This is a genomic window from Pseudoalteromonas obscura (assembly GCF_030135505.1).
Taxonomy (GTDB): Bacteria; Pseudomonadota; Gammaproteobacteria; order Enterobacterales; family Alteromonadaceae; genus Pseudoalteromonas; species Pseudoalteromonas obscura.
In genome coordinates, this window is the sequence record NZ_JASJUT010000002.1 from 257559 (window position 1) to 282220 (window position 24662).

Consider the following 24662-nt stretch of genomic DNA (forward strand, 5'->3'; position numbering starts at 1 on the left):
TAGCTGTCAGAGCTACTCTCTAGAAAGAGATATGCTAATTTTAACTAGCCCCGAGTTTGAAGGTCGACCTTCAGGCGGGGCTCAACCACACCGCAGCGCCTACTATATTACTCGCCAATTCGAAAAATATGGGTTAGAAGTACGATTTGATCAGTTCGAATTTGAATACGGCTTCTTTGATTCTGCGACTGGCCACAACGTAGTCGCGACTCAGTACTGTACTCGGATGCAATGCCACTCACCCATTGTCATCACCGCGCATTATGACCACTTAGGCACCCGTGGTAGTAGGTACTTTCCTGGCGCAAATGATAATGCATCCGGTGTTGCAGTGATGATTGACATTGCCAGGCAGTTGCAAGGCATCGACGTAAATCGTGACGTTATTTTCGTCGCTACGGACGCCGAAGAAAAAGGCCTCCACGGTGCCAAAGCGTTCGTTAAGCAACTATCAGACACCCAAATACATATGAACATCAATCTAGACATGCTCGACCTACAAAGAAAAAACAAGCTTTATGCGCTTGCTTCAAGGTCATTACAACCAATGAAAGAGACAATCACCTCTACATTTGCCAGTACTCCAGTTAAGTTCCAGCTTTATTTTTCAGCGAAAATAATGGCTAGACGGCTAAATGCACCTCAAATCGATTGGTTACGGGCCAGTGATCACTACCCATTCTACAGAGCAGACATCCCGTTTATCTATTTTGGTGCAGGAGTGGATAAGCATCATCACTCAGTCAATGATTCACTAGATAAAATTAACTTTGAAAAGCTCACACAAGTGTCGAATGCGATAACCAAGTTTGTGCTATCGCAAGTTTCCAACAATGCTGCGGCAACCAGCTGACACTTCTTCTTTTTACTCAAACGTTTAACTTGCCATTCTAATTTTGCAGCCTCAACTTTAGTGAGACCAGACAATGCAATTTGCAGTTCAATTGGACCTTTGCCACGCAAGCTTTTAGCGCCTGTCCCGTTGCGGTGCTGCTCTAACCTTCTTGCTAGATTGTTGGTGATCCCGGTATACCACTGCCCTAATTTGTTTTCGACAATATATAGGTACCAATCTCTTTTTACTTGCTCATGTTCACTCAAATTTAAATTTCTCAAATCTAGAACTTTTATCAAAATGCGCAGTCGAAATGCACAATCTACTTTACCTTCTTAGTGCAATCTGTATCATTCGTAATAACCTAAAATAAGGATACACATACATGCAGTACAATAAACCCCTTTTGACTTGGCTCGTAGCAGCCATGATGACTATTTTTCTGTCCGGTTGTTCAAGCTGGGTTTATAGAATAAATGTGCCTCAAGGCAACTTCTTAGAGCAATCTGATGTAGATAAGCTCAGAATAGAAATGACAAAAGAACAAGTCATGTTCGTATTGGGCACGCCAGTTGCTAAAGATGCTTTTGACTCTTCAAAGTGGCACTATAAATATGTATTTAACATAGACAGAGACTCTGAAGTGCGTAAAAGTTTAGTGATCCATTTTGAGAACGACAAACTGGTTAAGTTATCAGGCGATTTTGAAACACCAGCTGAGTTCAACACGCCACTCGATAACTAAGTTATTGCACTTTGTGGCAGGTAATCCTAACCTGCCTCACACCTAAACGCTAAAGTAACCGCATAAAAGTTAAATACTGACCACAGCCAAACACATCACTACCGTAAATATTGCTTGAATAGACAGACTCAACCAGCTCAACACCCCTATACAGCGCAAGCTCAAAGGCAGTTTTGCGGTAGGAAAAAGTCGCCTTCTTTTCAAGAGTCTCGCCAAAGCAAATATAAATAAAGTGCAACTTGACAGTAGTAACACCATTGATAGCTTATTGTCTCGTGAGGCATCTAAAAAAAGAGCTAATTGCAGAGGCAAAAATAGTACAGCAAATGCTTTTAAAACATACACCCTAAAAATTCTCTGGTACTTTGCTTCCTCACTGAGTTCAATGATGCCACGCTTTTCCAAGTACTTCTTCGAATTTACAGACTGATTCTCTGTTGCCAATCGATAAGGGGTACAACCTGACGCATCTGCTAACCTTGGGTCTACACCCATATCTTCAATCAACTCAAGCATGGGTCTAGAATTTGATAGCACCGCATAATGCATCAGGTTCCTGCCCAAATCATCCAGTGAAACACCACAGTGAAACTCTCGTAAGGCCTTGGCTGCACTAACAAAGCCTTTTTCAACGATCCACATCATCGCTGATTTACCAGCACTGTCCGCGCCATGACCTCTGGCTCCCTTCTCTATTAAGGAGAGCATACTCGACTGTTTCGCAGCACCTGACATAACCTGCTCCAATAATGCATTGTCGAGTATTCGTAAGCGTTCTTCTTCGTTGCACAGGAGTGTAAGCAAACCTTCGCAGTCCTGTCCTTCATTTAAGTATTTGACCGCTTCTGTCTGGGTTAACGAGGTATTTTCTAAGATACCCTGATAACCCTCTTGTATACATCGCCTACTACTCTCTTCACCATAAAGCCAAAGCTCACAAGTTTGTGCTGGCGTAAGCTTAAAGCCATTCGGTAACAGCCAACATAGCGTCTTAAACTGTTTATACTTGAGCAATAAATCGATAAATGAAATTTTGTTTTGAATTTTAGCCTGTGATGCAATGCTTGAATACTGAGACAAACATCCCAGTAACTTCAAGGTTAACTCGTCTCGAGAGATCCCGGCTTGCTCAATATGATTGAGCAACTGAATAACATAGTTGTGCTGTTCATCATCATATTCATCAATATGTTGAAAAAAGCAGGATTCGAATGGATCCAGAGGTTTTAACCATGCAACGTAAAATATGGGAGGCAAGACTTGAGATATGACTCCTTGCTCATCCTTTACCACGTCGCACTCAGGCCACGCTTCGAGTGCATCAAGAATGAATGCACCATTGTCTTCCACTAGGCCTTTTAACAAAAGTGGAAATTGAGAAGGCCAAATTAAAACTTGCTCCATGGATGCACAAACCATTTAATAAAATCACCAAATTTACTTTTACTAAGAACTAAAATTATCACGATGCTTAGTCAGCAAGATAATACCAAGTGTAAACAGAAAAAGCTGCGAATATCTCACACTATTTACATGCATACCAAGCAATGAGCATAAGTAACGTATCAGTCGTACAATGACACTGAATTTAGTAGACTGTGATCCATGTAATAATACAACCTAGCAATAGCCTATGGATCGTAAGTTTATCTAGGCTGAATAGGTACACCGGAGTTATTTTGGAAAAATTAGAAACTTGGAAAGTTATCCTCATCATCGTCGCTGTTTTTGGCTATGTTATTGGCAATATTATGCTACTTAAATATGCGAATAAATTTAACGTCAAAGACAAGATTAATAAGCAAATCAAACCCGAACAAAGTGATGAGAAAGAGAAAGAGAAAGAAGAACCTAAATAAGCAGTGAGTATCTAGCAATACTCACTGCACAGACTTATTAGCCCACTAACCAGTGTGCCATCAGCGCAATCACTGGCAAAGTAACCAATGTTCTCAAAATAAATACTGCAAACAACTCAAAAATGTTGACCGGTATTTTGCTGCCTAATAGCAAAGCGCCAACTTCAGACATGTATATCAATTGTGTCACACTAAGCGCAGCTACAATAAAACGCGTTACATCACTTTCTATATTACTAGCAGCCAGAATCGACGGAATAAACATATCAGCAAAACCTACAACAATTGTTTCAGCAGCTTTTGCGGCTTCAGGCACCTGTAGCAACTCCAAATAAGGAATGAAAGGTTGACCTAAGAATTGAAATATAGGCGTTTCTTCGGCAATGATTAGGGCAAATGTACCAACGGCCATAACAACTGGAAGAACCGCAAATAGCATATCTAGGGCATTGTGAACACCCTCTTTAACAGTCCCTTTTACACCAGGGGCCTTATGTGCTTTTACCAGCGCGACATCTAAAGCATGGCCAAATAGGGTTTTGCCTTCAGGCACAGCTTCAGAGTCTTGATTATGTGTACTGCCATCAACGTAAACGTCTTTTTTGAAGCTTAACGGCGGTAGTCTAGGCACTATGATGGCCGCTACAACACCCGCAGCACAAACGGTCAAGTAAAACGGTGCAAACAAGTGCTCTAGTTTAACTTGGCCAATGACAACGAGACAAAACGTAATCGATACCGCTGAAAACGTGGTACCTATGATTGCAGCTTCTCTCTGTGTGTAATGTTTGTCTTCATATTGACGAGAAGTCATCAGAATACCAACGCTACCATCGCCCAACCATGATGCAACACAGTTCACTGCGCTTCGCCCAGGTACACCAAACAAAGGCCTCATAACTTTGGTCAGCAAGGTGCCCACAAGTTCTAACAAACCAAAATTGAGCAATAAAGGAAGGAGCAGGCCCGCAAATACAAATACTGAGAATAGTACAGGTAATAGGTCATTTAAAACTAAGGCTCCCGTACCACTTGAGTGGATAAGCTCAGGGCCAACCTGAAAGAAAGTCATTAGAATGAATGCCATACCAAAAAGTCTGGTAGTAACCCACAACCAGCTTACATCAAACAAGTGCTTAATAAGTTCGTTGTTTAGCAATATCCTTGGTTTAAAGAGTTTAATCACTAAACTAAACACACCGGTAATACACACGATGGTCACAATCAGCGCGTGTATAAAAGGACCAGTCAATTGCTGCAACTCTTTTGCCAACACCGCGATTGGGATTGTCATTGCATCGCCGACAGCAACAGGCGTCATAAATAAAAATACACCTATTAGTGACGGCACAATAAATGCGAACCATGTTTGCCAATTCACAGGCGACGTTTGCGTTGTATCTGACATCATTTCTTTATCCAAAAAAAAGAAAAGAGCATTCGCTCTTTTCTGAACTACTTAGCGGTTTGTATTTATATACTCAGTCCGCGATTACGCAGGGCCTCGACCAACCCTTTTTGAAGTGCTTCCATAGTCACGGAGTCAAGTACATTCCCCTCAGCATCTGACCAGGTTAACGAGGTTTGCCCATCGTCTGTTGTACCCACTTCAATCGTATAATCGCCATTTTCAATGGCAAGCGTTGTTACTTCGTCACCCCATATAGAGTCCCAAACACTATTTTCTGGCGCTTCGTATCTAACGAACACTTCATTTTTTTCTTCGTCAAGACGAATAACTGTAAAGCTCAGCTTTTCTAAGAAGTTAGAGAGTCGTTCCATGACAGAACTTCTATCTGCAAGTGTAATAAGCGCCGCCTTGCCGTCTTTATCGAAGCCTAATTCAAGTGACAGTACACCTTGTTGTTTACGCAACTCGACTTCAAGTAAGCGGTATCTATAGTCGAATTCTGCAACAACTTCATTCAACGCACGTACTTCAAGCTGCTGCTGCAACATGTCGTCAAGTTCAACCTTGTCACTTTGGTAATCAACCAGTTTTGCTTCTAAAGAGGCTGTGCGCTGATGTTCCTCTTGTGACAATGTAAATTCAAACTTCTGTCTTGAAACCTCAGTAACTGTTTCCCAAAACCAACCTTCTTCAGCTTTGATTATGGAGTACCAACCTGTGGTGAGCTTGCCGTTGGCACGATCATCTGCACTAATTGAAGACTGATGGTTTTCAATCACGCCTTCAACTGCTTGCCAAATAAATGCATCAAGTGCGTCTATACCATCATTTTTATCAAAATATATACGCGCAACATCTTCTTTGTCCTCAGCCCAGCTGCCTTTGGCAAGTGTCAGTACTTGTTGAGGTGGTCGAAAACTCAGTGGCTCAGCGTCATTGTTATAGACGGCCACATTCATTTGGAATTCTTTATCTTGATAAGGTTGCTCGAGATCTGCTGGAACTTGCACAGCCTCGTGGACACGATAGTTTTTCTTTTGATGCGTGTCATTGGTAAAAACACTACAACCTGATAAACCGAGTATAACGCTTAACGTTAGCGCTTTAGGGACCCAATACTGCACTAATAAAACTCCTTAGCAAACCCACTATGTAATTATTCTTTCACTTAAGATTAAGGAATGCTGAAATGGTTCACTGCCATTTACACTAATTTTCTATTTAGCCAGACAAGTAAATTTCAAAAAATCTGCACTATGTTACTTGGCAAACTTGGCAAACACAAGAATCACGCGTTTGAATTGTCTATACTTCACCTCAATACAATCGCTGACAACGTGTAGGACTCGTTTATAAACTGTGATAGTATTCGCCGCTATAAATTTAAAAACAGCCTCTATGACTCACTTTGGCGCAAGCTCACTAGGACGTCGGTATGACTACTTTTACTTCACATCAACTTGTTTTAACAGCAATAGGGGAAGATAGATCAGGCATTGTCGGTGAACTCACTCAATTAGTCAGTGAGTGTAATTGCAATATTATTGACAGCCGCATCGCGATTTTAGGAAATGAATTTACATTTATAATGCTGTTGGCTGGTGATATGGCGGCAATTAGTCGAGTCGAGCATACATTGCCCGTGAAAAGTATGGAGCTTGGTTTGCTAACCATGATGAAGCGTACTTCAAGCCACACTGAAAGTGACTACAGCGCCGGATATACATTGGAATACACAGGCATTGATACGCAGGGTACTTTAAGCCGAGTCACCCGTTTTCTTGCCGAGCAAAATATCAGTATTTGTTCTCTTAAATCAGATACTTTTGAAGAAGAGAAGCAACTACACATGCGCTGTGTACTCGAATTTAACACGCCATCAGAGCTGAATTTTGACCAGTTTAAAATAAAGTTTGAAGAACTTTCTAGCATTTCAAACGTACAGTATGTTTTCAGACGCATTCGCTAAGGATCATTAATGAATACATTAAAAGCAGGTGATAATGCACCTAGTTTTACATTAGAAAATCAAAATGGCGACGCAGTAGCACTCAGTCAGCTACTTGAGTCAAACCAAGTGTTGGTTTACTTCTACCCAAAAGCTTTGACGCCTGGGTGCACAGTCCAAGCTGAGCAGCTTCGCGATCACAAAGAGCAACTGGCACAACTAAACACTGTTGCAGTTGGGATTAGCCCTGATCCAGTTAAAAAACTAAAAAACTTTGAGACGAAAAAAGAGCTCAACTTTGACCTACTATCTGATGAAGATCACGCAATTGCCGACGCGTTTGGCGTGTGGGGGCTAAAGAAGTTTATGGGCAAAGAGTACGACGGTATTCATAGGCTCAGCTTTTTAATTGGACAAGACGGCGTAATTAAACACGTATTTAATAAATTCAAAACCAAAGAGCACCACCAAGTGGTCATAGACCACTTAAACGCACAGCAATAACAAAAAACCCAGCTCTACGCTGGGTTTTTTAATTCTCAAGTCAGCCTCTACTTACGCTTGCCTAGCTTCAAGCATAATGCGTTTCATATCTCTGACCGCTTTCTCTAGTCCATCAATCGCAGCGCGTGCAATGATTGCATGACCAATATTCAGTTCATAAATCTCTGGCATTTGCGCAATTGGTTTAACGTTATGGTAATGCAGCCCATGGCCGGCATTGACAACGATGCCGTTTGCATGTGCATATTGTACGCCTTCTCTAATGCGCTCAAGTTCTGCATTTTGCTCGCTATCAGATTCAGCATCCGCATAAGCTCCGGTATGAATTTCAATATACGGAGCCTTAGTCGCCTTCGCCGCGTCAATTTGTCCCTTGTCCGCATCGATAAACAATGAGACTTTAATTCCTGCAGCAGTTAACTTTTCGACCGCTTCGGTAATTTTTTGCTGGTTTGCTATGACGTCTAAACCGCCTTCAGTTGTCAGCTCTTCACGCTTTTCTGGCACCAAGCAGACGTATTCAGGCTTGACTTCACACGCAATGCTGAGCATTTCTTCTGTAACCGCAATCTCTAGATTCATGCGTGTTTGAATAGTCTTTGCCATGACATATACATCACGATCTTGAATATGACGACGGTCTTCTCTCAAGTGAATTGTGATCCCATCGGCACCAGCGTGCTCTGCGACAGCTGCAGCGTGAGCTGGATCTGGGTAACTCGTACCACGTGCTTGTCTTAAGGTTGCAATATGGTCAACATTTATGCCCAATAAAATATCTTTCATTACTCTACCTTGGTTGAAAAAGTTCTCTGCTTTTTAGTGGTTTATTTCCAAGCAGTGGTTTTAATAAATAGCGGCTTAGTGCCTTCGCTTGCCTGCGAGATACTACGGAATCGTAGTCTCCATGAGCAATTGCAAGCAGTGTTTTTCCTGAAAAGCTGCGATGTATGTCTTCACTAGGACAAAAGCCAACTTCTCTTACAAACTGGTAATAACTTCCTTCATCAATGGGTGTGCCAAATGCATCGTAATCAAATTCAACACCGACACCCAATTCGTACAATAACTGAAACTCATATGTACGAAGGATCTCTTCAATTTGTTCGCTGTTGTTTTGTTTTTTAGGCTGTTGGCTATTTACACTAATGGCAAGGCCATTATCCCCATCATTGTACAATCGCTTGAGATGGTCTTGATACAAACAAAATACATGATCAAGTGGTTCATTGATAGGAATTATTCGATGAGACAATTCGTTAAGATAAAAAGCACAATACAAATGTGTGCCTTTAAACATCAAAGGGGGTGATTGAATTTCGAAATCGTTTAAATACTTTAAGTCATATTTACCCGCATAACGGATCAGCAAGCAAGTAAACGGCTGCAAAGCAGCATTCTGTTTGAGCGCACGCTTACCTTTAATCCTAGCGAGCATGGATAGTTGACCAACGCCTTCAACGAGCATATTTAACATCACTTGCGAATCTCTATATGGTCGCCGATGAAGCAAATATGCTTGTCGAAAGTCACTATCCAATCAGTCTTCTCCGTAGCCTAAGCTTCTTAGAGCACGCTCATCATCCGCCCAGCCAGACTTAACTTTTACCCACAGCTCCAAGAACACTTTGTTGTCCAACATGTCCTCTAAATCACGTCGCGCTTCGCGGCCAATGACTTTTAGCTTTTCGCCTTTATTGCCGATCACCATGCGCTTTTGTGACTCACGCTCTACCAAGATCAGCGCATTAATTTGCCATACACCATTGTCTTGCCACTTGAACTGCTCAATTTCAACGGTGACAGAGTAAGGTAATTCATCACCCATAAAGCGCATCAGCTTCTCGCGGACGATTTCCGCCGCAAGGAAGCGCATAGAGCGATCTGTCACATAGTCTTCAGGGAAGTAAAATTCACACTCCGGTAAGCGATTTTTAACTTCCTCTTTGACCATATCAATATTTTTACCGATCTTCGCAGAAACTGGCACGATACCAACAAAGTCATGCTGTTCGGCTAGCCATTGCATATGATGCAAAATGGCTTCTTTCTCTTTGACCTGATCACTTTTGTTCATTACGACCAAAACTGGACGACCGCTCTCTTTAACTTTATTTAGAACCATTTCATCGTCTTGGTTCCACAATGTTCCTTCAACGACAAAAATAATCAGCTCGACATCACCAATCGAGCTACTTGCTGCACGGTTCATTAAACGGTTGATAGCGCGCTTTTCTTCGATATGAAGACCTGGTGTATCAACATACACAGCTTGGTAATTGTCCTCAGTATGTATCCCCATAATTCTATGGCGAGTCGTTTGAGGCTTACGAGATGTAATACTGACTTTTTGCTCAACAATTTTATTGAGCAAAGTCGATTTACCTACGTTTGGGCGGCCGACAATCGCAATCATGCCGCAGTGGGTGTTAGGATTCATCTTTTAATATCTTCAATGCTTGCTCTGCGGCTTTTTGCTCTGCCTTTCGACGTGAACTACCGACAGAAATAATACTATCCATACCCTTTACAGTACACTCAACCGTGAATGTCTGATTGTGTGCTTGCCCTTTTGTATCAATAACTTGATATGCAGGTAATGGTAATTTTCGCGCTTGCAGATATTCCTGCAACAGCGTTTTTGGATCTTTTTGATTGTGTCCTGGAGAAATGGCTTCTAAACGGCTTTTATACCATTTAAGCACAAGCGTCTTACAGGTCTCGATGTCTGAATCTAGAAACACCGCGCCAATAATCGCTTCTACCGCATCAGCCAGCGTTGACTCCCTGCGATAACCACCACTTTTAAGTTCGCCAGGGCCTAACCTCAGATAGTCCCCTAAACCAAATTCAACACCAAATTCAGCCAGTGTTTGACCGCGTACTAAAGTCGAACGCATGCGGCTTAAATCACCTTCACGCGCCTTTGGAAACTTGTGGTACAACGCATCTGCGATAACAAAGCTTAAAATAGAATCGCCTAGAAATTCTAGGCGTTCATTATGCTGACCTTTGTGGCTACGATGAGTCATTGCCTGTTCAAGCAGTGCTTGATCAGCAAAGTCGTAGCCTATTTTTTTATATAATTCTGTGACGTTCTTTTTCATTGTTACTGAATATTACCTAGGCGTTCGAAACGAACCCCTGTTGGAACCCAGCCTGGCAATAAGCTATTTGGACCATTTTCGAAATCAAAACTCATCCAGATAAATACAGCTTTTCCAACTAAGTTTTCTTTAGGAACAAAACCCCATACGCGGCTGTCCTGACTATTATTACGATTGTCGCCAAGAGCGAAATAGCTACCTTCTGGAACGACCCACTCATCGCGTCGCGTACCTGGTTGTTGGTAATAGCGCTCTGACAATTCCAGTGCTTTCGGGTTAATTAAAATATCGTGCTCAACATCAGGTAGAGATTCTGTCAAACGTACTAGTGGCATTGAACCTTGCTTAAACTCATCGCGATTAACAATTTCTACGTCAATCTTGTTGAACTCTCCACACGCCAACCCATCTCGGCTTTGCTCACCCTCTTCACATTTTGGGTTAATGAAAAGCTGACGATTGCGATACACAATACGATCACCAGGCAAACCGACAATACGCTTGATAAAGTCAATACGTTCGTCTAACGGAAATTTGAATACAGCTATGTCTCCTCGCTTTGGGTCATCCACATCAACTAACTGTGAACGCCAAACCGGGTCTTTAATGCCGTACGCATACTTTTGCACCAAAATAAAGTCACCATCCAACAATGTTGGCATCATAGAGCCTGACGGTATTTGAAACGGCTCGAAGATAAATGACCGAAACACAGTAATTGCCGCGATCATTGGAAAGATAGACTTTGCACTATCAGTTATGGCAGGTACCGGTGCAATCTGGTCAATAACTTCTTGGTCCAGCGGTTGCTCCGATGCTCCTTGTGCAAGCGCTATACGCTCCTTACGCTTTGGTGCATAAACTAAGTGATCTATTAACCAGATCAGGCCCGATCCCAAAGTCAACAGCACGAGAAAGACCGAAAAATAACCTGCCATAAATAATAATTCCTGTTACTTACCTACTTTTAATATTGCAAGGAACGCATCCTGAGGTACTTCTACGTTACCCAGTTGCTTCATGCGTTTCTTACCTTCTTTTTGCTTTTGTAATAGCTTTTTCTTACGACTCACGTCACCACCATAACATTTTGCAATTACGTTTTTACGTAACTGTTTCACTGTTGTACGGGCAATTACGTGGTTGCCAATTGCAGCCTGAATCGCAATATCAAACATCTGCCTTGGAATTAGCTCCCTCAAAGCATCAGCCAGCTGACGGCCTCGGCTCTGTGCATTATCACGGTGAACAATGATCGCAAGTGCGTCCACTCTATCACCATTAATCAAAATATCACAGCGAACCATGTCAGATACTTGGAAGCGTTTAAAGTTATAATCAAGTGAAGCAAAACCACGACTAGTCGATTTGAGTTTATCGAAAAAGTCCATAACCACTTCAGCCATAGGTAATTCATAGGTTACGGCAACCTGATTACCATGATAACTCATCTTAGTTTGTACACCACGCTTCTCGATACATAGCGTAATTACATTACCTAGGTATTCTTGTGGTACCAAGATGTTAGCTTCTACAATTGGTTCTCTGATTTCTAAGATATCATTGACCGGCGGTAAATCTGACGGATTATCAATTTGAATTACGCCATCTTTAGTTTCAACTTCGTACACAACCGTTGGCGCTGTCGTGATAAGATCCATGTCATATTCACGCTCTAAACGCTCTTGAATAATTTCCATGTGCAGCATGCCTAAGAAGCCACAGCGGAAACCAAAACCTAGTGCAGTCGAATTTTCAGGCTCGAAGAACAAAGATGCGTCGTTCAAGCTCAGTTTATTCAGTGCATCACGGAAGTTTTCGTAATCATCTGAAGAAATCGGGAACATACCAGCATACACTTGCGGCTTCACTTTTTGAAAGCCCGGTAATGTTTCTTCTGCAGGCGATTTTGCAAGCGTAATAGTATCACCAACTGGTGCACCATGAATGTCTTTAATGCCTGCTATGATAAAGCCAACTTCACCACTCGTTAGTACACCCGTATCGGTTTGCTTTGGCGTGAAAATACCAATTTTATCTACGATATGAACTTGCTCCGTAGACATAATTTTGATTTTTTCACCTTTACGTAATTGACCATGCTTAATGCGTACAAGTGATACAACCCCTTGGTAAGGGTCAAACCATGAGTCGATGATCAGCGCTTGTAATGGCTTATTCACATCACCTTCAGGTGGTGGGATCTCCTTTACAATCTCTTCAAGAACAGCATCAATACCAATACCGGTCTTCGCGCTACATTGAACAGCTTCTAATGCATCAATACCTACAATTTCTTCGATCTCTTCTGCAACGCGCAGTGGGTCGGCTTGTGGTAAGTCAATCTTATTCAGAATTGGAACGACTTCTAAGTCCATTTCAATTGCTGTGTAACAGTTAGCAAGCGTCTGTGCCTCTACACCTTGACCTGCATCGACTACTAATAATGCACCTTCACATGCAGCCAATGAACGTGACACTTCATAAGTGAAGTCAACGTGTCCTGGTGTGTCGATAAAGTTTAATTGATAGGTTTCGCCATCTTGTGCGGTATAGTTCAAGGTAACACTTTGCGCTTTAATCGTAATACCGCGCTCACGCTCGAGTTCCATTGAATCCAGTACTTGCTGCTGCATTTCGCGGTCTGACAAGCCACCGCATACCTGGATTAAGCGGTCCGAAAGTGTCGATTTTCCATGATCTATATGGGCTATAATTGAAAAGTTACGGATATGCTTCATATACTGGATTCTAAACTTCTGTTATTCACAAATAGAGATTAAACGCCCATTTTACAATTTATTTGACTCAATCACCATCTATTTGCGTGACTGGAAGGCTAATTGGATAAATTTTTATCACTTTTACCTCATGTTTTAGGCTTTGCCCCTTCATTTTCGCTATCACAAACCCAATGGCAGCAAACACTATGGCAAAGCCTATCTGACCAAGTTCAGGTAAAGAAAAAATAAGTAACGCGCTAAACATACCTAAAAACGCCATTAACAAGGGTAGCAAATAGACCCACAATGCATGCTGTACAACTTTACTGTCATCCAATGCGAGTTTCACTTTTTGCCCGACGTTGAGTTGGTATGAATTTGGTAAGGGGAATGCTTTTTTGTGAGTACCAAAAAGCTTGCTAAACACTTGAGAGCCACATTTACCATTGCAGCCCTCGCATGCGGGTTTCTGTTCTGAAATCAGCCAAGCTGTGTTTCCTTTTAGCTCAGACACCGTGAGTGTTTGTTCTATCATAAGGAACGCTTTACAGATTCAGCAATAATTTTAGCCGTTTCTACAGGAATTTTACCGACCACAGAGACATCAAATGCCCCGGCGTTGTGCACATACACGGTGGTCGCGCCAGAAGTAAGTGCACCACTCGCTCGCTGCCCAGTCAATGGTCTTTGAACAAATACAGACACTTCAACCAATCCATCCGAATAGAGAAAATAATCCGCAAGCTCATTATTCAAATCTAGCTTGTGCCTATCAGCTTTAAGTAACTTAAAGCCACTCGGTAGCCATCCAATTTGCCAATTATTTTGTTGCTTGACAGGTCCGTCATCAGACAGCGCTGCAATTGGAGTTGGCAGCGTCTTCTCTTTCAATTCCAGTAGCTGGCTAGCTGGTCGCTCTGTGACTGAGATATGAGTCAACTGCAGTTGCTCTAATACCTCTGAGTCTTGATTAACATACGCGGCTTTCAATAATAGCGCTGATTGCAAATCAACCCACAGCCAATAGTTAAATTTACTTTCATCTTTCGCCACCAGCCTAACCAATTGAGCAGGCCTGCCGGCAATACGCTCTTTCCCTCCAAGGACAAACTCATAGCTCGAGTCCAATGTACTAATATCGCGTAGCAGTACCTCAGGAATTGGCCCGGCGATCACATCTGTACTTAAAGAGTAAGGCTCTGTTTGTGGTTCAAAGTAAGTCACCACATCGTCTACTCTCACAACTTCTAAGCCAGCGCCGTTTAATAAAGTCAGAATTTCTAAATCAGTTTGCTCTACTTGCCCATGTAACCACCGATATGGTTCCATGCCTTTGCCTTTAACAACGACAAAAGATGCGTCAAAATTTCTCTCTTGCACCGCTGAAGACATATCTTTTAGGAGTTGCCGTGCATTGATAGTTTCGTTGGCGAATACCTGAGTGCTTAGCACTACACTCAGTACAACCGCGAGCCATTTAATCAAGATTTAATTTTCCTCTTGTTTATCCTTTTCTGTCTGTTTTGTATTCTTAGACAGAGCATGTGCCATTCTAGATTGGCGTTGGTGTTCTAATACCAGGGCACCAATGCGTTGCTTTTGCAATTCTCTAACACCGCGTTCTGCTGATTGCATTGCCGGTTCTGACGATAAGCTCACTGGCGCAACAGTACCTGTCAAAGGCATTGATTGTAACATAGGCGCTTGTGCATCAATGTTATTTTGAGGTGTAAAGTTGTTAACCCCAATGACAGTACATAATGCAACACTCGCCGCTATAGCTACTTGAGATAAAGGCCGGCGCCAAAAAGACATTTGCACCACATTGCTATTTTCACTTTGCTGCTTTTGTGCGGGCTCTTCTTCAGTCATGTTGTAAACAGGTTCATCTGCAATCGCAGCAGCGACACTCGCTGTAATATCGATACACGGCGTCGATTGCTCTTTTTGTCTCATAACATCGCCAATCAGCGCGTAGCGAGCAAATTTATCTGCATCTAATTGAGCTTGGTTCCTCATATTGAGTTCACGCTCTGCGTCTAAAATCTCAGACGTCATTTGCTCATTGTTTACATCAAACTTTGACTGCGTCATTTAATCTTTACCTATGAGTGGGTTAATATTTTTATCAATGGCTTCACGTGCCCGAAAAATCCGCGACCTGACGGTTCCGACAGGACACTCCATTACCACAGCGATTTCTTCATAACTCATCCCTTCGATTTCCCTTAAAGTGATCGCTGTCTTCAAGTCATCTGGTAACTCGTCTATGGTTTTAAAGATGACTGCTTTAATTTCATCGCTCAATAACAGACTTTCCGGCGAAGCATTAGACCGTAATTGATCTGCTCCATCGTAAACCTCTGCTTCTTCAGCATCGATATCGCTCGCAGGCGCTTTTCGCCCCTGAGATACTAAATAATTTTTAGAGCAGTTTACCGCGATCCTGTACAGCCAAGTATAAAAAGCACTGTCTCCGCGAAAGTTTGGCAATGCCCTATACGCTTTGATAAATGCCTCTTGGGCCACATCGGCCACATCACCTGAATTAGATACATATCGAGAGATCAACGCCGCCACCTTATTTTGATATTTGGCAACCAATAAGTTAAAGGCGTTTTTATCTCCTTGCTGAACTTTTCTAACTAATTCTAAATCCAAATCCTGCTCGTTCATTCGAGCCGGTACTCCTCTTTGTTATTACTTATATTTGCGCAGTGTTGCCATCATTTTACAGCTAGTCTGACTGTACCATGAATAAAAAGTTCTGTTTTTTTAATATTTTTTTTAAAATACTCCGTATTACTTCGTCGTAGACGATACACAACTACTATTTTTATCTCGTACCAGCGAACATTATTGATATATGATAGACGCAATTTTTGTAGTTGTAATAAAACTTTAAAAGCTAAGAACCACTAACATGAAGAAAAAAATGCAGCATCAGACAGATGTAATTATTGTCGGTAGCGGCGCAGCCGGACTAAGCCTCGCTCTTTCTTTGGCAAATCATTGCCAAGTTACTGTAATCAGTAAGGGGGATTTAAAGGAAGGTTCAACACTTTACGCCCAAGGCGGCATTGCAGCTGTGTTTGACAAAAAGAACGACAGTATAGAATCTCATGTTGAAGATACCTTGAAAGCCGGTGGTGGTTTGTGCGACAGAGAAGCCGTTCATTATACAGCTTCTAACGCAAAAAAATGCCTCAAGTGGTTAATTGAGCAAGGCGTGCCATTTGATATGGAGTTTGATAGCAAAGGCAAAGAACGTTATCACCTCACTCGCGAAGGCGGTCACAGTCATAGACGCATTTTACACGCAGCCGACGCGACAGGAAAAGCAGTGCAAACAACCTTGGTTGACCGCGTACTCGAACACGCCAATATTACCGTGCTTGAGCAATACAATGCGATTGATCTCATCACCGACAAAACCGCTGATGATAAAAGGGTCAACGGACTTTATGTATACAACCGTAAACACAACTGTGTAGAGTCTATTGCAGGAAAATATGTCGCCCTTGCCACAGGTGGTGCAAGTAAAGTTTACCTGTATACATCAAACCCAGATGTTTCAAGTGGGGATGGTATAGCCATGGCGTGGCGCGCAGGCTGTAAAGTCGCCAACATGGAGTTTAACCAATTCCACCCTACCAGCTTGTACCACCCTGAATTGCAGAACTTTTTGATCACCGAAGCTATGCGAGGTGAAGGTGCGCATTTAAAACGCCCTGATGGCACGCGATTTATGCCCGACTTCGATGAGCGAGAAGAGCTTGCTCCACGAGATGTCGTAGCCAGGGCAATTGACTACGAGATGAAACGATTAGGTGCGAATTGTGTATATTTGGATATCTCACATAAGAACAAAGATTTCATTATCGAACACTTCCCGACTATTTATGCAAAATGTCTAAGTGTCGGGCTAGATATCACCAAAGAACCTATTCCTGTAGTACCCGCGGCACACTATACGTGTGGCGGCGTAATGACTGATTTTAATGGTAAAACGGATATATCAAACCTCTATGCGATAGGTGAAGTCGCTTACACGGGTCTGCACGGCGCAAACCGTATGGCAAGTAATTCACTGCTTGAGTGTATTGTATTCGCCCATGCAGCTGCTCAGGATATTCTTTCAAATATAGATACTCAACCCGACATATCCGCTTTGTCCCCTTGGGATGAAAGCAAAGTTTGTGACTCTGATGAAGAGGTAGTCATCACACACAATTGGCATGAGCTTAGACTGTTTATGTGGGATTATGTTGGTATTGTCCGCTCAACAAAACGATTGGAGCGAGCGCTTAGACGGGTTGAGTTGTTACAACAAGAAATACACGAGTATTATGCAAACTTCCGAGTCAGCAATAATCTATTGGAACTTAGAAACCTTGTGCAAGTCGCTGAGCTTATCATTCGCAGCGCATTGGCAAGAACGGAAAGTCGAGGTCTTCACTACACTCTAGATTATCCAGAGCAACACAGCCAGCCCAAGCCAACAATTTTGACGCCCTAGCTTACTTGGCTTGCAAGGCAATGCGGCTCAGGTGTGACCAAGCATCCGAGCCCATTGCACTAGCCATAAACGCTAACCAAACCTTCTCGCCAGACTCGCAACGCACTTCCACAATTAATAACGACGCAAATACTTTGCCGTAGCTTATCGTACCTTCGCTATGCTTAGCTTCACTGGCTAATTTAAACCAGATATCCTTTTCAATCAGTGTAATATCGCCCTCTTTGGGCATTATTTTAGTGCAGGTAAACAATGCATGACGGTAACCCAAATAACAGAGTGTTAAATGTAACCACCACAGTTCTGGAATTAAGACGAGTAACAAGAAGGCAAAAATCACAAAAAAGACCGCAAGCACTTTGCGGTCTACATAATTATTTTTAAAAGCAATGCTATACGCGAACTCGGTCAAGAATAAATTGCACCATTTTGCTTAAATCCGGGTGCGGGCATTTCTCGTGTCCCATAAACCATGCAAATAAGTCCGGATCCTCAACTTCTAACAAACGCTGAAAAGTGAGTTTATCTGTATCGCTGAGTTGATCATAAGCTTCATCAACGAATGGCTCAAGCAATACATCTAGCTCTAACATGCCTCGACGACAGGCCCACTTAATGCGGGGTTTAGGATACAATTGTTCCATATTGCTTAAATACCTCTTATCTAGAACATACAAATCTCGCCAAGCAGTATAACCGCAATTAGTCGTTGGGGAAAATCAGATCGCTACTCATTTGCGCTAACTCAGCAAGCGCAGTTAAAAAGCAGCTGTACACTGCATAGTCATTGTTAAGAATTATTGTCATTTGATCTTGCTTTTGCCTACCTCAAGACCCATTTATCAGGTAACATAATCTAAAATATTTACGCAGGATCAGCTTGATGGCCACAGTATACCAACTCCCTCTTCGCTTGCTCTTAGTATCCGGACAAGACAAACTCAGCTACCTTCACGGACAAGTAACACAAGATATGAACTTAGTTCAAGATAATAACTTTCTTTGGACTGGTCACTGTAGCCCGAAAGGTAAGTTATGGGCGGCGCTGCGCGTATTGCGTTTAGATGATGCATTTTGCTTGTTAGGCTCACAGCCAGAGGCCGAAGCAGCATGTCGTGAGTTAAGTAAATACGGCGTCTTTGCTAAGGTAGACATTAACTTGTCCGAACACCAATGTTTTGGTGTACTGGCCGATTCATTTGATGAAGTTTGCCACACCTTCAATTTGCAGTTTGATACAGACAATAATGCCTGTTCATTTAATGGCGGTAAAGCCTTAAAAATAGATGCCAGTAGCCTAATTTTAATTCTCGAAAATACGACCTCTCTACCTACAGAATATACCGTAGAGCTTGATTCTACCACGTTTGAGGTCCGTGATATTCTCGCTGGTGAACCGCAACTCGGTGAGCATGGCATAGATGAATTTGTGCCACAAATGGTCAACCTACAAGCGCTAAACGGCATTAGCTTTAAAAAGGGCTGCTATACTGGTCAAGAGACTGTTGCCCGTATGCGTTATTTAGGTAAGAACAAACGCGCTATGTTCATTGTTCAAGGACAATCAGAATCAAGTATCGAAGTACAAGATCTTGAAATGCAGCTTGATGAAGGCAATTGGCGCCGGGCTGGCAAGGTTATCCGCCAAACATATGATGCGGCAACAAAAACATACTATGCATTGGCCGTTTTACCTAACGACCTAGAAAATTCAGCTGTACTGAGGCCGAAAGATAACCTTTCAGTATCGCTAAACATCAAGGCTTTGCCTTACTCTATAGAAGATAATTAACGGAAATACTATGAAAGTTGCTCAAAATGCAGTGGTAAAAATGCATTACGCGGTTTTAGATGATGACCAAAATACCATTGATAATACATTTGATGAAGATCCACTAGAATTTATCATCGGCACTGGTTTTTTAATCGAAGGCTTAGAAAATGCACTTATTGACAAACAAGCTGGTGACAAAGTCAGCGTGACTGTAAAGCCAGAAGAAGGCTACGGTGAGCGCAATGACAACCTAACTCAAGCAGTACCAAAGAGCATGTTTGAAGGTATTGATGTTGAAGTCGGTATGCAATTTCGTGCCACTACAGATGAAGGTGAGCAAGCTGTTATTGTGATAGGTGTCGAAGGTGATGAAGTCATAGTCGATGGTAACCACCCTCTGTCAGGTCTTACTTTGCATTTTGATGTCGAAATTTTGGAAGTGCGCGAAGCAACAGCTGATGAGCTAGAGCATGGTCACGTGCATGGCGCGGGCGGCTGCGGCCACGACCATTAAAAAAAGCGCCTACGAGGCGCTTTCTTCTTGTACTTCTTGTTTAACTTTTTCTTTTAACGCTTCGAGCAAGCCAGCTTGATCTGATGTGCCTAAACGATATTTAGTGCCATCCACCATATTGACTTCTATCGCTTTAAACCCAGACACACTATAAACCCAACCATCATGGGAAATTCTTATTCCGATACCATGTCTAAATGAGTTGGTGACTGCGCGCACGGATTCAATGTCTTCAAAGCGAATTGTTTTTTTCGCCACTTTTGGCCCAAACCACCAGCTCAACTGTTGTGCCGTTGTATCAACTTTAATCGTCAAACCATAGAAGGCAATTGCAACCAGAACTAAAATGATGCCAAAGGCAATAACCCCTACATTTTCGCCAAGCAGTATAAACCCCATCACAACAAAAGTACTTAGCCAAGCCAAGATCCCAAAAATTGCCCATGCGAGCTGCGTTTTTTGATACATATTGCCTCAATCAAAACCATAAACAAATGTCACACCAAACTCGGTATCTACTTTGCTTTTATTTTCTTCTGGATCGGAATTATACCGATAAGTATACGAAACCTTAAGTGACAAGCCTTCAATAACTTGGCTAATTAATGCTGTTTCAGAAAAACTCCTAGCACCGAGTCCAGACACAGATCTTTCGTAGCTAAAATCTTGATTAAACCGCGTCCGTTTTGAAATATTGCGCTCCCATTGTAGTGAGGCACGCAATAAGTACCCTCGTTCGACTCTCTCTTGGTGTGGAAGCAATTCAGATTCATTGTCAACCCGGTATATTAGGACACCAGGTCCAAAATGAAAGTCGACTGTATTCTTACGTCCTTCAAATATGCGGTTGCCATACCCTACAACAAAGGTCGATGTATATTCTCGGCCATTAAACTCATCAACTTCGTAATCACCGTAAAGAAAAAATGATTCGTTATCTATGCCAAACTTATAACTTGTTTGCGCAGACACAAAGTAACGTGACGCAGTTTCATCTTCAATACCGGTTTCAATATCTGTTTCACCTGCGTAGTGACCATCAATTTTAAATTGGTTACGCCAATGTTGAAAATCCTGATAGAGGTTACCTTTTAATTTAAATGAGGAGTTTTTAGTATTACCACTGTTCGCAATAAACCCAAACTCAACATCACCATATAAAAATTCACCTTTATGCAATTCGTGGATCTCTTCTTCAGATAACTCGCCATATTCATGAAAGTCTTCAAAAGGATCAACAGCATACGCCTGAGTACAGCATAATGCAGATATAAATAGGAGTAACTTCTCTCTTTTCACTCGACAACAGACTCTTTTTTATTGCTTCCAAACTACATGGCAAAATGGCGCATCTAAGTCTCGACTGATCAATACCTTTGCAAACACCTCATCACCGTCTTCAAATTCAACGCCGATTGTGACCTGTACAAAATGCTCACGTTCAGCTTCTTGCTCAAATGCCACGACAGCGTGCCAACTTTCATCGACATCCGCTTCTTCAATAAAGCCAAACTCTTCTCTGTGTTCATTAAATACATCGATATCTTCTTGAGATAAATTTTCTGGAGCCAACTCAAGAAAAATATCATATGCCTGATGTGTTACTTCTTCAATACTGCTTAGTCTTGCTGACATGTCCTCACCCCTCATTTATAACCAGCCCCATGATACCAAATCCGTAATTTCGTTTTCTACAAGGATAGGGTGTAATGAATAAATTTAACGCTAAAGTGCATTAACTAAATTAACACAGTAACGCTCATAAAACGCAATTATGTCCACTGAGGCTTATTAAATCTATACTTAATAAGCTTCAGTGGAACGATTAATGTTAATACTCTAATATTTACTAAAAAGAAAAATAACAATATACAGGAGCCACCATGGTTCAGTACAAAGTCATCGATAACATCGCATGGGTAACATTAAACCGCCCTGACAAACAAAATGCACTCAACTATGATATGTTTCGACAGCTAGCTCACTCAATCAAACAGATCAAATCGAACCGCCAACTCAGAGCAGCTGTTATACAAGGAGAAGGACTGCACTTTTGCTCTGGACTAGATGTACAAAGTGTCACCAAGCACCCCTCGCAAATATTTAAGTTGTTATTCAAATTGCTCCCGGGAAACCAAAACCTGGTACAAAAAGTTGTATTAGGTTGGCGTACTCTCCCAGTACCTGTATACGCCATCTTGCAAGGTAATTGCTTAGGGGGTGGCCTGCACATTGCACTGGGCGCAGACTTTAGAATTGCCCACCCCAATACACAGGTCGCTATTATGGAGTCCCGTTGGGGGCTCTGCCCTGACATGGGCACTAGCATTGTTTTGCCATCCTACGTCAAACAAGACCATGCTTTAGCTATGGCACTGAGCGCCGAGCGAATTCCTGCTGTACAAGCATTGGAGTTTGGTCTTATTAGTAAAATTGATCAAAACCCACTGGCATATGTAAAACAACACATCGACTCTTTAAGTTGCCATTCGCCCGATGCATTAGCCGCGATCAAGCAACTCTACAATCGTGCCTACCAACCAGTTACTCGTCAGCTATTATGGCGGGAAACCTGGTATCAAATTAAGCTTTTATGCTCAAAAAACACTCGTATCGCTATGAAAAATGGTGTAAAAAATAACGAAAAGCAACCTTACTTTGAGCGTGCAAAATGGAAATAGCATCCTATTCGTGCCCTTACCCTTTGAGTGAATAAGGTAGTGGAAAAGTTCAATTACATCATCGGCATGTTTTATGTACTTATATGCCTATATAGCGCCAAAATGCTTATCCTATTGACCGGGCTAAACATTCCCGCCCCTTTAGTAGGTTTGATCATGCTGTTTCTGTTGCTCAAAGGTCGTATACTTGCGCCACAAAGGTTGGCTGCGACATGTCAATCACTGATTGCATATATGGCACTATTTTTTATCCCTGTAGGAGTTGGCTTTATTGAGCACCTACAGCTAATAGCACAGCATAAACTTTTAATATTATCGTTACTTTTTCTGCTTCCCTGCCTGGTTCTATTCAGTGTTGGTAAACTTGCCGCAAAAGGTAAATACCGTGACTAGTATACTTGTTTGTATTCTGACAATTGGCTTATTCTTAGTTGCGCGACAAGTTTATAAAAGCTGGCCGAGCCCTTTGCTCAACCCTGTATTAATTTGTATCACTATAATCACTTTAGTATTGCTGTTAACCGGTTATAAATACCCGACCTATTTCCAAGCCAGTATACCCATAGATTGGTTTTTGGAACCCGCAGTTGTGGCCCTCGCTTACCCACTGTATCAGCAATACACCCATATAAAATCGGCATTTAAACTATTGATCTTTTGTGCTTTCATTGGCGTATCCGTGTCTACTATTTTTGCATATGCCTTATGTGTATTCATGCAAGCAGACAGTGATTTAACCAGCACTATGATGGCACTGTCGGTCACATCCCCTATCACATTGCTTATCACAGAGTCGCTGGGGGGAGTACCAAGTATAGCTGCTGCTATGGTTATTTTAATCGGCGTATTTGGCGGCGTTTTTGGCCTTAAACTACTTACACTGCTCAATATTTCTCAACCCCAAGCAAAGGGGATTGCATTGGGTGTCAGTTGCCATGCGATTGGCACTGCTGCTGCAATGGAATACCACCCGCTAGCCGGTGCTTTTGCATCCGTCGCTATGATCTTAAGCGCCATAATAAGCGCTTTTTGGGTTCCGATACTTTTTACTATACTCAATAGCTTATACGCCTAACAGGCACTAAACATGACGTTCAAAGGAGCTCAACTTGATAGAGCAAGAAATAGAACAGTTTGAAAAGTACTACGATATGATCCGTACTTATTTACTTACCTACAGTATGCAACTAATAGCTGCTTTGTTGATCTTAGTTGTGGGCTTATGGCTTGCTAAGAAACTAGCCTCAGCAACCCATGCAGTGATGATACGACACAATATTGATATTACCTTGACCAATTTCGTATCAAATGTTGTTAAAGTCTTAGTTGTTACAATGTTTATTATCATTGCTTTAGGAAAGGTTGGGATCAGTGTCACACCTTTTGTCGCGGCAATTGGTGCAGCCTCTCTTGGGGCCGGCTTAGCAGTACAGGGTATGCTATCAAACTATGGCGCAGGTCTTGCGCTGATTGCAACTCGCCCGTTTGTTGTTGGTGACACTATCGCCATAAAAGGGGTCAGTGGACAAGTTAAGTCCATAGAGCTCGGTCATACAATTTTAATCAATGAACAAAAAGTCGAAATCACGGTGCCCAATAAACACATTATTGGCGAGGTATTACATAACTCTTTTAACTATTCTCATATCGAGGGTCAGGTCGGTATAGCCTATGATGCACCAGTCGACCTAGCAATATCTGTTATCCAAAAAATACTGGTTGATGATGATAATGTCGCAGATAATCCAGCCCCGCAAGTTGGCATAGAAGCATTTTCTGATAGCGCGATCACTATCAGCTATCGATATTGGACACCCACCACATCTTTGATTGAAAATAAGCTCAATGTCAATCAAGCAATCTACCAAGGTTTTAAAGACACAAATATCGAAATTCCGTTCCCTCAACGAGTTGTCACTATTAAATCAAACACATCAAAGCCAGAATAAACCTTTGTGCTGCAGGTGGTATAAACCAACTGCAGCCCCTTTCTGCATTATAGCGTTCATAAAAAAAGCCATTGATTAACCCTTTACATAGTT

The 24662-nt window shown here is 42.1% G+C and carries 31 protein-coding genes; 12 read left to right on the forward strand and 19 right to left on the reverse strand.

Annotated elements, in window-relative coordinates:
• Window positions 1–31 precede the first annotated feature (31 nt).
• Entirely contained in the window at window positions 32–853 is an 822-nt protein-coding gene (locus QNM18_RS05225; protein WP_211009622.1) for a M20/M25/M40 family metallo-hydrolase, read from the forward strand.
• On the opposite strand, the gene QNM18_RS05230 is transcribed toward QNM18_RS05225, so the two are convergent.
• A complete protein-coding gene (locus tag QNM18_RS05230; protein WP_349774886.1) occupies window positions 736–1134 on the reverse strand; it encodes a GIY-YIG nuclease family protein in 399 nt (132 codons plus the stop codon). The two genes, QNM18_RS05225 and QNM18_RS05230, sit on opposite strands and share 118 nt — an antisense overlap.
• An 86-nt stretch (window positions 1135–1220) precedes the next feature.
• On the opposite strand from QNM18_RS05230, the gene QNM18_RS05235 reads away from it, so the two are divergent.
• Window positions 1221–1580 (forward strand): outer membrane protein assembly factor BamE, encoded by a 360-nt coding sequence (locus tag QNM18_RS05235; protein ID WP_211009623.1) that lies wholly within the window; start codon window positions 1221–1223, stop codon window positions 1578–1580.
• A 69-nt stretch (window positions 1581–1649) separates the two neighbouring features.
• On the opposite strand, the gene QNM18_RS05240 is transcribed toward QNM18_RS05235, so the two are convergent.
• Window positions 1650–2984, reverse strand: a complete 1335-nt coding sequence (locus tag QNM18_RS05240; RefSeq protein WP_284136595.1) for an ankyrin repeat domain-containing protein — start codon at window positions 2982–2984, stop codon at window positions 1650–1652.
• 275 nt (window positions 2985–3259) lie between these two features.
• Here QNM18_RS05240 and QNM18_RS05245 point away from each other — a divergent pair, with 275 nt between their 5' ends.
• Window positions 3260–3439, forward strand: a complete 180-nt coding sequence (locus tag QNM18_RS05245; RefSeq protein ID WP_211009625.1) for a DUF2897 family protein — start codon at window positions 3260–3262, stop codon at window positions 3437–3439.
• Between the two features lie 37 nt (window positions 3440–3476).
• Here QNM18_RS05245 and QNM18_RS05250 read toward each other — a convergent pair whose 3' ends face one another.
• On the reverse strand, window positions 3477–4847 hold the full coding sequence (locus tag QNM18_RS05250) for a YjiH family protein (protein ID WP_211009915.1): 1371 nt from the start codon (window positions 4845–4847) through the stop codon (window positions 3477–3479).
• 65 nt (window positions 4848–4912) lie between these two features.
• Window positions 4913–5974: an outer membrane protein assembly factor BamC gene (bamC, locus tag QNM18_RS05255; RefSeq protein ID WP_284136596.1), complete on the reverse strand. Its 1062-nt coding sequence runs from the start codon at window positions 5972–5974 to the stop codon at window positions 4913–4915.
• A 311-nt stretch (window positions 5975–6285) separates the two neighbouring features.
• Between bamC and QNM18_RS05260 the strand changes: the two genes are divergently transcribed.
• Window positions 6286–6819, forward strand: a complete 534-nt coding sequence (locus QNM18_RS05260; protein WP_211009627.1) for a glycine cleavage system transcriptional repressor — start codon at window positions 6286–6288, stop codon at window positions 6817–6819.
• A 9-nt stretch (window positions 6820–6828) separates the two neighbouring features.
• Complete coding sequence (bcp, locus tag QNM18_RS05265; RefSeq protein ID WP_211009628.1) at window positions 6829–7302, forward strand: thioredoxin-dependent thiol peroxidase; 474 nt, start codon at window positions 6829–6831, stop codon at window positions 7300–7302.
• Between the two features lie 51 nt (window positions 7303–7353).
• On the opposite strand, the gene pdxJ is transcribed toward bcp, so the two are convergent.
• The 10 genes from pdxJ to rpoE all read right to left on the reverse strand — a co-directional run bounded on the left by pdxJ (window position 7354) and on the right by rpoE (window position 15808).
• Complete coding sequence (gene pdxJ, locus QNM18_RS05270; protein WP_284136597.1) at window positions 7354–8088, reverse strand: pyridoxine 5'-phosphate synthase; 735 nt, start codon at window positions 8086–8088, stop codon at window positions 7354–7356.
• A gap of 4 nt (window positions 8089–8092) precedes the next feature.
• Window positions 8093–8842 (reverse strand): DNA repair protein RecO, encoded by a 750-nt coding sequence (recO, locus tag QNM18_RS05275; protein ID WP_284136598.1) that lies wholly within the window; start codon window positions 8840–8842, stop codon window positions 8093–8095.
• Window positions 8843–9742 (reverse strand): GTPase Era, encoded by a 900-nt coding sequence (era, locus tag QNM18_RS05280; RefSeq protein WP_211009631.1) that lies wholly within the window; start codon window positions 9740–9742, stop codon window positions 8843–8845. It lies immediately after the preceding gene.
• Window positions 9732–10409 (reverse strand): ribonuclease III, encoded by a 678-nt coding sequence (rnc, locus tag QNM18_RS05285; RefSeq protein WP_023398667.1) that lies wholly within the window; start codon window positions 10407–10409, stop codon window positions 9732–9734. Before rnc ends, era begins: the two co-directional genes overlap by 11 nt.
• Window positions 10410–10411: 2 nt before the next feature.
• Window positions 10412–11347, reverse strand: coding sequence for a signal peptidase I (lepB, locus tag QNM18_RS05290; RefSeq protein ID WP_023398666.1), 936 nt, complete (start codon window positions 11345–11347; stop codon window positions 10412–10414).
• A 15-nt stretch (window positions 11348–11362) separates the two neighbouring features.
• Entirely contained in the window at window positions 11363–13150 is a 1788-nt protein-coding gene (gene lepA, locus QNM18_RS05295; RefSeq protein WP_211009632.1) for a translation elongation factor 4, read from the reverse strand.
• A 67-nt stretch (window positions 13151–13217) separates the two neighbouring features.
• Window positions 13218–13667 carry a SoxR reducing system RseC family protein gene (locus tag QNM18_RS05300; RefSeq protein WP_211009633.1) on the reverse strand — a complete coding sequence of 150 codons (450 nt, stop codon included), beginning with the start codon at window positions 13665–13667 and terminating at the stop codon, window positions 13218–13220.
• A complete protein-coding gene (locus QNM18_RS05305; RefSeq protein ID WP_211009916.1) occupies window positions 13664–14614 on the reverse strand; it encodes a MucB/RseB C-terminal domain-containing protein in 951 nt (316 codons plus the stop codon). Before QNM18_RS05305 ends, QNM18_RS05300 begins: the two co-directional genes overlap by 4 nt.
• Before the next feature lie 6 nt (window positions 14615–14620).
• Entirely contained in the window at window positions 14621–15226 is a 606-nt protein-coding gene (locus QNM18_RS05310) for a sigma-E factor negative regulatory protein (RefSeq protein WP_284136599.1), read from the reverse strand.
• Window positions 15227–15808 (reverse strand): RNA polymerase sigma factor RpoE, encoded by a 582-nt coding sequence (rpoE, locus tag QNM18_RS05315; RefSeq protein ID WP_023398661.1) that lies wholly within the window; start codon window positions 15806–15808, stop codon window positions 15227–15229.
• A gap of 247 nt (window positions 15809–16055) precedes the next feature.
• Here rpoE and nadB point away from each other — a divergent pair, with 247 nt between their 5' ends.
• Window positions 16056–17651, forward strand: coding sequence for an L-aspartate oxidase (gene nadB / locus QNM18_RS05320; RefSeq protein ID WP_284136600.1), 1596 nt, complete (start codon window positions 16056–16058; stop codon window positions 17649–17651).
• 1 nt (window position 17652) lies between these two features.
• Here the strand turns inward: nadB and QNM18_RS05325 are convergent, their stop codons facing one another.
• Both QNM18_RS05325 and QNM18_RS05330 read right to left on the reverse strand, forming a co-directional pair.
• Window positions 17653–18063, reverse strand: a complete 411-nt coding sequence (locus QNM18_RS05325) for a hypothetical protein (RefSeq protein WP_284136601.1) — start codon at window positions 18061–18063, stop codon at window positions 17653–17655.
• Complete coding sequence (locus QNM18_RS05330) at window positions 18044–18295, reverse strand: FAD assembly factor SdhE (RefSeq protein WP_211009637.1); 252 nt, start codon at window positions 18293–18295, stop codon at window positions 18044–18046. Before QNM18_RS05330 ends, QNM18_RS05325 begins: the two co-directional genes overlap by 20 nt.
• A gap of 239 nt (window positions 18296–18534) precedes the next feature.
• On the opposite strand from QNM18_RS05330, the gene ygfZ reads away from it, so the two are divergent.
• Both ygfZ and QNM18_RS05340 read left to right on the forward strand, forming a co-directional pair.
• The gene (gene ygfZ / locus QNM18_RS05335; RefSeq protein ID WP_284136602.1) at window positions 18535–19443 is read left to right on the forward strand and encodes a CAF17-like 4Fe-4S cluster assembly/insertion protein YgfZ; all 909 of its coding nucleotides are present in this window, start codon (window positions 18535–18537) and stop codon (window positions 19441–19443) included.
• Window positions 19444–19453: 10 nt separating this feature from the next.
• Window positions 19454–19939: an FKBP-type peptidyl-prolyl cis-trans isomerase gene (locus QNM18_RS05340; protein ID WP_211009639.1), complete on the forward strand. Its 486-nt coding sequence runs from the start codon at window positions 19454–19456 to the stop codon at window positions 19937–19939.
• Window positions 19940–19948: 9 nt separating this feature from the next.
• Here QNM18_RS05340 and QNM18_RS05345 read toward each other — a convergent pair whose 3' ends face one another.
• From QNM18_RS05345 to QNM18_RS05355, 3 genes are read right to left on the reverse strand one after another with little or no spacing between them, the layout of a single operon-like run.
• On the reverse strand, window positions 19949–20407 hold the full coding sequence (locus QNM18_RS05345; RefSeq protein WP_211009640.1) for a hypothetical protein: 459 nt from the start codon (window positions 20405–20407) through the stop codon (window positions 19949–19951).
• A 6-nt stretch (window positions 20408–20413) separates the two neighbouring features.
• The gene (locus tag QNM18_RS05350) at window positions 20414–21238 is read right to left on the reverse strand and encodes a DUF481 domain-containing protein (protein ID WP_284136603.1); all 825 of its coding nucleotides are present in this window, start codon (window positions 21236–21238) and stop codon (window positions 20414–20416) included.
• A gap of 18 nt (window positions 21239–21256) precedes the next feature.
• The gene (locus tag QNM18_RS05355) at window positions 21257–21574 is read right to left on the reverse strand and encodes a DUF440 family protein (RefSeq protein WP_284136604.1); all 318 of its coding nucleotides are present in this window, start codon (window positions 21572–21574) and stop codon (window positions 21257–21259) included.
• 248 nt (window positions 21575–21822) lie between these two features.
• On the opposite strand from QNM18_RS05355, the gene QNM18_RS05360 reads away from it, so the two are divergent.
• From QNM18_RS05360 to QNM18_RS05375, 4 genes are all read left to right on the forward strand, one after another.
• The gene (locus tag QNM18_RS05360; RefSeq protein WP_284136605.1) at window positions 21823–22620 is read left to right on the forward strand and encodes a crotonase/enoyl-CoA hydratase family protein; all 798 of its coding nucleotides are present in this window, start codon (window positions 21823–21825) and stop codon (window positions 22618–22620) included.
• Between the two features lie 102 nt (window positions 22621–22722).
• Entirely contained in the window at window positions 22723–23013 is a 291-nt protein-coding gene (locus tag QNM18_RS05365; RefSeq protein WP_284136606.1) for a CidA/LrgA family protein, read from the forward strand.
• Window positions 23006–23695, forward strand: a complete 690-nt coding sequence (locus QNM18_RS05370) for an LrgB family protein (protein WP_284136607.1) — start codon at window positions 23006–23008, stop codon at window positions 23693–23695. The genes QNM18_RS05365 and QNM18_RS05370 overlap by 8 nt, the downstream gene beginning before the upstream one ends.
• Before the next feature lie 34 nt (window positions 23696–23729).
• Window positions 23730–24569: a mechanosensitive ion channel family protein gene (locus QNM18_RS05375; protein ID WP_284136608.1), complete on the forward strand. Its 840-nt coding sequence runs from the start codon at window positions 23730–23732 to the stop codon at window positions 24567–24569.
• Window positions 24570–24662: the final 93 nt, after the last annotated feature.